The organism is Streptomyces sp., assembly GCF_050698815.1.
Taxonomy (GTDB): domain Bacteria; phylum Actinomycetota; class Actinomycetes; order Streptomycetales; family Streptomycetaceae; genus Streptomyces.
On the sequence record NZ_JBOHCV010000245.1, the window covers coordinates 1 to 9,219 of the forward strand.

The 9,219-nt window shown below is 70.6% G+C and carries 8 protein-coding genes and 1 pseudogene; 3 read left to right on the forward strand and 6 right to left on the reverse strand.

Going from position 1 to position 9,219, the window contains the following annotated elements; genetic code table 11:
• Positions 1–185 (reverse strand): annotated as a pseudogene (locus ACRDP3_RS09050) (hypothetical protein); the annotation flags it as partial.
• A gap of 359 nt (positions 186–544) precedes the next feature.
• Between ACRDP3_RS09050 and ACRDP3_RS09055 the strand changes: the two are divergent.
• Positions 545–1,501 (forward strand): DUF6454 family protein, encoded by a 957-nt coding sequence (locus ACRDP3_RS09055; protein ID WP_431516341.1) that lies wholly within the window; start codon positions 545–547, stop codon positions 1,499–1,501.
• A 76-nt stretch (positions 1,502–1,577) separates the two neighbouring features.
• Here the strand turns inward: ACRDP3_RS09055 and ACRDP3_RS09060 are convergent, their stop codons facing one another.
• Positions 1,578–1,952, reverse strand: a complete 375-nt coding sequence (locus ACRDP3_RS09060) for a type II toxin-antitoxin system VapC family toxin (protein WP_431516342.1) — start codon at positions 1,950–1,952, stop codon at positions 1,578–1,580.
• Positions 1,952–2,194: a type II toxin-antitoxin system Phd/YefM family antitoxin gene (locus ACRDP3_RS09065; protein ID WP_431516343.1), complete on the reverse strand. Its 243-nt coding sequence runs from the start codon at positions 2,192–2,194 to the stop codon at positions 1,952–1,954. Before ACRDP3_RS09065 ends, ACRDP3_RS09060 begins: the two co-directional genes overlap by 1 nt.
• Before the next feature lie 185 nt (positions 2,195–2,379).
• Here ACRDP3_RS09065 and mfd point away from each other — a divergent pair, with 185 nt between their 5' ends.
• A complete protein-coding gene (gene mfd / locus ACRDP3_RS09070) occupies positions 2,380–5,949 on the forward strand; it encodes a transcription-repair coupling factor (protein WP_431516344.1) in 3,570 nt (1,189 codons plus the stop codon).
• Between the two features lie 16 nt (positions 5,950–5,965).
• Here the strand turns inward: mfd and ACRDP3_RS09075 are convergent, their stop codons facing one another.
• On the reverse strand, positions 5,966–6,265 hold the full coding sequence (locus ACRDP3_RS09075; RefSeq protein WP_431516345.1) for a CopG family transcriptional regulator: 300 nt from the start codon (positions 6,263–6,265) through the stop codon (positions 5,966–5,968).
• A 97-nt stretch (positions 6,266–6,362) separates the two neighbouring features.
• Between ACRDP3_RS09075 and ACRDP3_RS09080 the strand changes: the two genes are divergently transcribed.
• Positions 6,363–7,178 carry an HNH endonuclease family protein gene (locus ACRDP3_RS09080; RefSeq protein WP_431516346.1) on the forward strand — a complete coding sequence of 272 codons (816 nt, stop codon included), beginning with the start codon at positions 6,363–6,365 and terminating at the stop codon, positions 7,176–7,178.
• Positions 7,179–7,216: 38 nt separating this feature from the next.
• Here ACRDP3_RS09080 and ACRDP3_RS09085 read toward each other — a convergent pair whose 3' ends face one another.
• Complete coding sequence (locus ACRDP3_RS09085) at positions 7,217–7,927, reverse strand: N-acyl homoserine lactonase family protein (RefSeq protein WP_431516347.1); 711 nt, start codon at positions 7,925–7,927, stop codon at positions 7,217–7,219.
• A gap of 115 nt (positions 7,928–8,042) precedes the next feature.
• A partial coding sequence (locus tag ACRDP3_RS09090; protein WP_431516348.1) for an alpha/beta hydrolase family protein occupies positions 8,043–9,219 on the reverse strand: 1,177 nt, incomplete at its 5' end.

A 9,219-nucleotide genomic window follows, 5' to 3' on the forward strand; every position in this document is an offset into this window, starting at 1 on the left:
GGCCCGGTGAGCGTGGCAGCGCTCACCGGGCCACTGTGGTGCGTCGCGACAGGGCAAAGGTTGTCCTCCTTGGCGGTCACCGAGCTCGCCTCACCCCGGGCGAACCGCTCGGCCGCCTGGAGCCGTAACTCCTCGCGGAACAGCTGTCGTTCGGCGTACAGCCCGCCTCCTTGTGGATACCGCATGCCCCTGGTGACACCGCAGGATCCACGAGCCGTCAGCCCCTGTGACTCCACGAGTTCAATCTCGGCAACTACCGCAACCCAACGGGTGGGCAGTGTCCCAGCGTTGGATGGCGGCGGTGTATTCGCCCCAGTCCGGTGGGCTGCTGAGGGAAGCGTCGGGTTCCCCTTCGAGCCGCGCTGGTTTAACCTGCCGAAGAGAGCGCCGGGACTCAGAACTCATCAGCGCAGTGTGTCCGATGCGGGCGTCCTGCCCCGTTCGTCTCCCCGGGAATTCACCGAATCGAGAGCTGCCCGTCGACGGCCGTCCGTCCGGCCCCCTCAGGATGCGCAAGGCCAGTCCCGCACACCAGGAGGCTCCTATGCGTACCCGCTTCGCACTCGCCGCGACACTTTCGCTCGCCCTGATCGGCGGCACCGCCGCGATCGCCGGTGCGATCCCCGCCTCGTCACCCCCTGACAACGGCAAGCTCACCCCCGCTGCCCAGTCCTTCGCCAAGGTCGACAGGAACACCTCGTGGAAGCTGGCACGCAAGATACGCCTCGACTTCCCGACGCATCACCCTCAGGGTTTCGCGCTGGTCGGCGACCTGATTTTCATGTCCAGCGTGCAGATCGACGAGAAGCCCGAAAAGTACCCGGAACCCGTCGACGGCTACGACCGCAGCACCGGCAAAGGTGTCGGGCACGTCCTCGTCATGACGAGGGAAGGAAAGCTGGTCAAGGACATCGTGGTCGGAGAGGGCTCGATGTACCACCCCGGCGGCATCGACTTCGACGGCAAGTCCGTGTGGGTGCCCGTCGCCGAGTACCGGCCGAACAGCGAGTCGATCATGTACCGCATCGACGCCAAGACCCTTGAGGCGACCGAGGCGTTCCGGCATCGCGACCACGTCGGCGGCGCGGTGTTCGACCGCTCGTCGGGCAAGGTGCGCGGGGTCAGCTGGGGCTCGCGGAAGTTCTTCACGTGGACACCGAAGGGTGATCTGCTCACGTCGTCGGCCAACCCCAGCCACATGATCGACTACCAGGACTGCGACTACGCCGGCGCCGGCAAGCAGCTGTGCTCCGGTGTCACGGGCCTGCCGACCGCGAACGGCGGAAACTACGAGCTCGGCGGTCTGGCACTGACCGATCCGGCAACCGACAAGATCATGCATGAGGTTCCGTTCCCGCACTTCTCCGCCGCGGGCCACGCGGTGACGAGGAACCCCGTGGCGCTGGAGGCCGAGGGTTCGGCCCTTCGTCTCTTCGCCGCACCGGACGACGGCGAAGAGACCGCTGGCACCGAGCTGCTCGTCTTCGAGTCCACCCCGTAGTCGTCCCGGGTGTGCGGCCGGGGGACGAGGAACGGTAGGGCCCGGGTGTCCGGTGGAGCACCGGCGCTCGGGCTGGTCAGGCGGGCACGATCTGCACGTCGTACTGCGTCATCCACTTGTCGCGGGTGACGAGGCTCATGCCCTCGATCTGCGCCTGAGCGATGAGAAGCCGGTCGAAGGGGTCGCGGTGGTGTGGTGGCAGTCTGCCGGCGCGTACGCCGTGGCCCGCTCCGACGGACAGCCGCGTGAACTGGGAGTCACGCGCCCGTTCGGCCAGGTCCTCGGGTCCGGTGAGCTTCCCGAGGGACTGTTTGATCGCGATCTCCCAAGGCGAGACGGCGCTGACGTGGACGTACGGCTCCGTATCCAGCAGCGCCTTGATCCCGTCGGACAGCTCGGGGGAGTCGTCAAGCCACCACAGGAGAACGTGGGTGTCGAGCAGTAGTCGCATCAGCGCATACCGAACGAGTCGGCGATGTCGTCGGGCAGTTCGTCGAAGTCGTCAGCGATGTGGATCTGCCCCCGGAGCGAGCCCCGGCCCGTCCGCCGCACCTTGGGCCGCAGGGGCACCACCTTCGCGACGGGTTCGCCCGCCTTGCTGATCACGACCTCCTCGCCCGTCGCGACCAGTTCCAGGATGCGCGAGAAGTGGGTCTTCGCTTCGTGCACGTTGTACGGCTTCGACGCTTCCATCTCGTGTCCTCTTCCTGGGCTCCCGCACCGAACGGCAACGGACTAAGCACTGGACTAAGTCTAGCACCGGTCCGGTCCCCCGGCGGGCTGTCACCGGGCGGTCGTACTCTTGGAAGCCCCCGGACCGTCCGCGTCGCGCCGTTTCGGGGCGTTCGCGTTGCCCACCCCCGGACGGGAAGCCCCAGATGAGTCTCACCGGACTGCTCGACGCCGTCACGCGCGACCCCGCGCTCGAGGAGGCCGTCAAGGCCGCCGCCGACGGCAACCGGCACCACGTCGACCTGGTCGGCCCCGCCGCAGCCCGCCCCTTCGCCGTCGCCGCCCTCGCGCGCTCCGCGGGGCGGCCGGTGCTGGCGGTGACCGCGACCGGCCGGGAGGCGGAGGACCTGGCTCAGGCGCTGCGCTCGCTGCTGCCGCCCGACGGCGTCGTGGAGTACCCGGCCTGGGAGACGCTGCCGCACGAGCGGCTCTCGCCCCGTTCCGACACCGTCGGGCGCCGCCTCGCCGTGCTGCGCCGACTGGCACACCCCACCGGCGACACCGCCGACGCCGCCGGTGACCCGGGCACCGGCCCGGTCAGTGTCGTCGTCGCGCCCGTACGGTCGGTCCTCCAGCCGCAGGTCAAGGGCCTCGGCGACCTGGTGCCGGTGGCGTTGCGGCAGGGGCAGAGCGTGGACCTGGAGGAGGTCGTGGACGGGCTGGCGGGGGCCGCGTACACGCGGGTGGAGCTGGTCGAGAAGCGCGGCGAGTTCGCCGTCCGCGGTGGCATCCTCGACGTCTTCCCGCCCACCGAGGAGCACCCCTTGCGGGTGGAGTTCTGGGGCGACGACATCGAGGAGATCCGCTATTTCCGGGTCGCCGACCAGCGGTCGCTGGAGGCCGCCGAGTACGGGCTGTGGGCGCCGCCGTGCCGGGAGCTGCTGCTGACCGACGACGTACGGCAGCGGGCCGCCGCCCTGGCCGCCGACCACCCCGAGCTGGGCGAGCTGCTCGGCAAGATCGCCGAGGGCATCGCCGTCGAGGGCATGGAGTCCCTCGCCCCCGCCCTGGTCGAGGACATGGAACTGCTGCTGGACGTCGTGCCGGAGGGGACGATGGCGGTGGTGTGCGACCCGGAGCGGGTCCGTACCCGGGCCGCCGATCTGGTGGCGACCTCGCAGGAGTTCCTGCAGGCGTCCTGGGCCGCCACCGCGATGTCGGAGACGGGCGAGGCGCCGATCGACCTGGACGCCGCCTCGCTGTGGGGGATCGCGGACGTGCGGGAGCGCGCCCGCGAACTGGACATGATGTGGTGGTCGGTCAGCCCGTTCAGCGCCGACGCGGAGCTGGACGAGGAGTCGGGGGACGACGCGCTGCGGCTGAGCATGCACGCGCCCGAGAGCTACCGGGGCGACACCGCCCGCGCGCTGGCCGACACCAAGGGCTGGCTGTCGGAGGGCTGGCGGTGTGTGTACGTCACCGAGGCGCACGGCCCCGCTCTCCGTACCGTCGAGGTGCTCGGCGGCGAGGGCATCGCGGCCCGCCAGGAATCCGAGCTGGGCGAGATCGCACCGTCCGTCGTGCACGTCGCCCGCGGCTGCCTCGACAACGGTTTCATCGACCCGGTGCTCAAGCTCGCCGTGCTCACCGAGACCGACCTGTCCGGCCAGAAGGCGGCCGGCCGGGACGCGGCCCGGATGCCCGTCCGGCGGCGCAAGCAGATCGACCCGCTCACCCTCGTCCCCGGCGACTACATCGTGCACGAACAGCACGGCGTCGGCCGCTACGTCGAAATGGTGCAGCGCACCGTGCAGGGCGCCACCCGCGAGTACCTGCTGGTGGAGTACGCGCCGGCCAAGCGCGGCCAGCCCGGCGACCGGCTCTTCGTGCCCACGGACCAGCTGGAACAGGTCACCAAGTACGTCGGCGGTGAGCAGCCCTCGCTGCACCGGCTGGGCGGCGCCGACTGGACCAAGACCAAGGCGCGCGCGAAGAAGGCGGTCAAGGAGATCGCCGCCGACCTGATCAAGCTGTACTCCGCGCGGATGGCCGCCCCCGGCCACGCCTTCGGCCAGGACTCGCCCTGGCAGCGGGAGCTGGAGGACGCCTTCCCTTACGCGGAGACCCCGGACCAGCTGACCACCATCGGCGAGGTCAAGGAGGACATGGAGAAGTCGGTTCCGATGGACCGGCTCATCTGCGGCGACGTCGGCTACGGCAAGACGGAGATCGCCGTGCGGGCCGCCTTCAAGGCGGTGCAGGACGGCAAGCAGGCCGCCGTCCTGGTCCCCACCACGCTGCTCGTCCAGCAGCACTTCGCCACCTTCACCGAGCGGTACGGGCAGTTCCCCGTCAACGTACGGGCACTGTCCCGGTTCCAGAGCGACAGCGAGGCGCGGGCGGTGGTCGAGGGGCTGCGCGAGGGCACGGTCGACATCGTCATCGGCACCCACCGGCTGTTCTCCTCGGAGACCAAGTTCAAGGACCTGGGCCTGCTCATCGTCGACGAGGAGCAGCGCTTCGGTGTCGAGCACAAGGAGCAGCTGAAGAAGCTGCGGGCCAACGTGGACGTGCTGAGCATGTCCGCCACCCCCATCCCGCGCACCCTGGAGATGGCCGTCACCGGCATCCGCGAGATGTCCACGATCACCACGCCACCCGAGGAGCGGCACCCGGTGCTGACCTTCGTCGGCCCGTACGAGGAGAAGCAGATCGGCGCCGCGCTGCGCCGTGAACTGCTGCGCGAGGGCCAGGTCTTCTACATCCACAACCGGGTGGAGTCCATCGACCGGGCGGCGGCGCGGCTGCGCCAGCTCGTGCCGGAGGCCCGTGTCGCCACGGCGCACGGCCAGATGTCGGAGCAGGCGCTGGAGCAGGTCGTCGTCGACTTCTGGGAGAAGAAGTCGGACGTGCTGGTGGCCACCACCATCGTCGAGAACGGCATCGACATCTCCAACGCCAACACCCTCATCGTCGAGCGCGGCGACAACTTCGGCCTCTCCCAGCTGCACCAGCTGCGGGGCCGGGTGGGCCGTGGCCGGGAGCGCGGCTACGCCTACTTCCTCTACCCGCCCGAGAAGCCGCTCACCGAGACCGCGCACGAACGCCTCGCCACCATCGCCCAGCACACCGAGATGGGCGCGGGCATGTACGTGGCGATGAAGGACCTGGAGATCCGCGGCGCCGGCAACCTGCTGGGCGGTGAGCAGTCCGGCCACATCGCGGGCGTGGGCTTCGACCTCTACGTCCGCATGGTCGGCGAGGCCGTCGCCGACTACCGCACCGCGCTGGAAGGGGGCGGCGAGCCGCAGGAGGCACCCCTCGAGGTCAAGATCGAACTGCCGGTCGACGCGCACGTTCCCCACGACTACGCCCCCGGCGAGCGGCTGCGGCTGCAGGCCTACCGTGCCATCGCCTCCGCCAACTCCGAGGAGGACGTCGCCGCCGTACGTGCCGAACTGGCCGACCGCTATGGGCCGTTGCCGGAGCCGGTGGAGAACCTGCTGCTGGTCGCAGGGCTGCGCATGCTCGCCCGCTCCTGCGGCGTCACGGACATCACCCTGCAGGGCGCCAACGTCCGCTTCGGGCCCGTCGAGCTGCGCGAGTCGCAGCAGCTGCGGCTGACGCGCGTCTACCCGCGCTCGGTCGTCCGCCAGTCCACCCGCCAGGTCCTGGTGCCCCGCCCCAAGCCGGCCGGCATCGGCGGCAAGCCGGTGGTGGGGCGCGAACTCCTGGCGTGGGTGGGCGAGTTCCTCACGACAGTGCCGGGGTCGTAACCGGGCGCCGGGCCGGTCACATGTCGTGGTCCAGGCCTTGGAAACGGCGACCGACCCGCTTGGTCTCCTCGTACGCGCGTGCCTTCTCGTCCCACACCTCGTCGAGGGCCTCGTCCGTACTTTCCGAGGGCTCCGGGTCGCCGCCGTGGAACCGCGGCCATTCGAGAGGCGCGTGCCAGTGACGCTTGGACAGCGCGGCGAGGTGGATGGCCTCACGGATGATCTCCGCCTCGGCGACGCCCTCTCGCGCGGCGGCTTCCTTGATCACGGCGAGGTCATCGGCATGCGCGTACACGGTCATTCTCTTCAGGCCCATGTACGTATGGTGCCGGTTACGGTGGGGAACGCGGGTACTGACGGGGTGGCCGGCCGGCTTCCCTGGGCCGCCACACGACCCCCGAGGGGCCACCGCCGTGCCACGTCGCCCAGCAGACCGCGCCGCCTTCGTCTCCGCCCTTGCCGCCGGGGCGTGCCTGCTGGCCGCCGGGTGTGAGGGCGTCGACGTGAGCGGCGGGGGCGGCGAAGAGTCCGGAACCTCGGCATCGCCCTCATCGCCCTCATCGACGGCCACCGGTTCGGCTCCGGCGGACGCCTCCGGCGCCGCCCGGCCGTTCGCCAACCCGGAGGGGACCAAACGGGGCCTGGCACCGCTCACTTCGGACGGTGACCGGAAGCGGGCCCGCGACCTGATCGCCACGCTGCGGACCAAGGGCCGGGGGCCCAGGACCGGTTACGAGCGGGACGCGTTCGGCTACGCCTGGAAGGATTCGGTCGACGACGTGCCGCTGGGGCGGAACGGCTGTGACACCAGGAACGACCTCCTGGCCAGGGACGGACAGGACCTGGAGCGGAAGCCGGGGTCCGACTGCGTGGTCGTCTCGATGACCCTGCACGACCCCTACACCGGGAACACCATCGACTGGCGGAAGCGGCAGGCGATGGAGGTCCAGATCGACCACGTCATGCCGCTCTCCTACGACTGGCAGATGGGCGCCGCCCGCTGGCCCGAGAGCAAGCGGGAGCGCATAGCCAACGATCCGCTGAACCTCATCCCGGTGGACGGCCCCACCAACAGCGCGAAGCAGGACTCCGGACCTGCCTCCTGGCTGCCGCCGAACAAGCAGATCCGCTGTGCCTACTCCGTACGGTTCGCGCAGGTCGCCCTCAAGTACGAGCTGCCCGTGACGGCGCCGGACAAGGCGATGATGCTGGAGCAGTGCGGCGGCTGAAATCGAGGGTCTGGCTGATCAGGTGATGGACGGGGGCATCAACCGCTGCGCCCGGCTGGTTCCCAGACTGAGCAGTCGTGGGCGAAGAGCACGCGGCGGGGGTCGAATTCGGTGAGCCGCTCCAGCCATGGCTGATAGGTGGGAAGCGGCGGTTCGAGGCCTTGGAGGGCGGCCTGGTGGGCCAGGTGGTCCGAGGCGAAGTGGGACGCGAAGTCGTGGGCCTGGCCGGCGAGGATCACGGTGCCGTCGTTCTGCCGGATCACGAGCGACTGGTGCCCGTCGGTATGCCCGGGGGTGGGGATGATCCGGACTCCCGGCCAGACCTCGGCTTCTCCGGAGATCTCTCGGTAGGTGGCGCCGGGGAAGTCGACGAGTTCATCGATGGTGTAGCCCCCTTGGCGGGCGGTGGCCAGCTCCACGGACTGCACGAGGACGGGCTTGCCGCCCAGCAAGGGGTTCCCGCCGCAGTGGTCGAAGTGGAGGTGGCAGTTCACCACCAGGGAGATGTCCGTGAGGGTGACGCCGGCGGCCGCGAGGGCCGCCTCGAGCGGTCTGCGGTGAGGGCGGTAGTGGGCTTCGGTCTCCGGGCCGGCAGCGCCCACACCGGTGTCGAAGAGGAGAAGTCCCTCGTCGCGCCGCACGAGATAGGCGAGGACGGGTTCGACTCGCGGCTGGGAGCCACCGGTTTCCGATGCCGGCCGGACGAAGTAGCCCAGGTCGAGCCGGCGTACAGCCGTCTGCTTGCCCATCGGGTCATGCTGGCAGGCCGCCGTGTCCTTGCCGGGGCTTTCCGCCGACAGCGGACCCGGACCGGCCCGCCGGCGGTCACGGCGCCCGACGATCCCGGCGTCACGACCGACCGGATCAGGGCCGCTGGAAGTGGACCTCCGGGTTGGCCGGTGAGGGGCCGTGCAGCAGGGGCTGCGGGATGCCGCGCAGGTGCTGCTCGAAGAAGGCACCCACGCAGGCGCGGGTGATGTCACCGGATCGGTCGCCCGGCAGCGGCGCTTCGGGATCTGTCATGCCCAGCTGACCGGCCAGCACGGGCAGGTCGATGAAGGTGAAGTGTCCCGCACCCTCGACCGTCAGCCAGCGTTTCCAGCCGTCGAGACGTCCCCAGGCCCGGTTCCAGCTGACGTCTTCGTCGCCCGGGCTGTGCCCCTTCGCCTTGCCGAACAGCAGGAACGGGCGGCCTTCGAGCCCGCCTTCGGGCACGGGCGCGAAGAAGCTGCCGTCCAGGTTCACCCCTGCCCGTACGCGGGAGTCGTCCGCCATGACCTGGGCGGCGGCGTTGCCCCCGATGGAGTGCCCCGCCGCGCCGATCCGGTGCCGGTCGATCATGCGGGAGTGCCGCCATGCCGGGTGCCGGCCGGTCAGCCGGTCGAGCAGGAAGGAGATGTCGGCGGAGCGGCCCCTGGCGACCTTCGCCAGTGCCTCCTTCGAGGCTTCGTCGTCGGGAGCCTCCTCCACTACGTCGCAGGCGGCGCACGTCGTGAGCTTTCCGCCGGGGAAGGACGTGCCGTAGGACTCGTAGGCGTGGTCGACCGTGGCCACGACGTATCCGTGGCCCGCCAGTTCCTCGGCGAGCACGCTCAGGGTCGTCCGCTGGAGGGTGAAGCCGGGGGAGAGCACCACGAGCGGGTGCTTCCCCTCGCTGCGCTGGGGAGACCCCAAGTCGCTGCGCTGGGGAGACCCCAAGCCGGGTGCGGGGCGTGCGGCCGTACGAGCGTTCGTACGCACCGACGTCACCGTCTCCACCGGGATCCTCCCGTCCAGCCGCTGGCCCTCCAGCAGCGCCTTCGCCTCGGGCCGGGTCATGTACGGGGCGGAGGCGCCGCCGGTGCCGCGCCGCGCCGGGTAGTGGATCGACACCATCAACTCCCGTGCCCCTGCCCCGGGCATCCACGGATCGGTACGGGAGTGATCGACGAGGTGCAGGGTGTCCCGGCCCACCGCGTACTGGCCGGTCGGGCGGGGCAGCGCCAGCTGCGCGCGCGTGGCGTCGGCGGCCCGCACCGACTGCCCGGCCGCCGTCGCTCCC

What these genes read in the sequence shown, in the direction of transcription:
- ACRDP3_RS09065 (WP_431516343.1), bottom strand. Translation starts at nt 2,194, where the DNA reads ATGGAAGCGTCGAAGCCGTACAACGTGCACGAAGCGAAGACCCACTTC.
- ACRDP3_RS09075 (WP_431516345.1), bottom strand. Translation starts at nt 6,265, where the DNA reads ATGGGCCTGAAGAGAATGACCGTGTACGCGCATGCCGATGACCTCGCC.
- ACRDP3_RS09055 (WP_431516341.1), top strand. Translation starts at nt 545, where the DNA reads ATGCGTACCCGCTTCGCACTCGCCGCGACACTTTCGCTCGCCCTGATC.
- ACRDP3_RS09085 (WP_431516347.1), bottom strand. Translation starts at nt 7,927, where the DNA reads ATGGGCAAGCAGACGGCTGTACGCCGGCTCGACCTGGGCTACTTCGTC.
- mfd (WP_431516344.1), top strand. Translation starts at nt 2,380, where the DNA reads ATGAGTCTCACCGGACTGCTCGACGCCGTCACGCGCGACCCCGCGCTC.
- ACRDP3_RS09060 (WP_431516342.1), bottom strand. Translation starts at nt 1,952, where the DNA reads ATGCGACTACTGCTCGACACCCACGTTCTCCTGTGGTGGCTTGACGAC.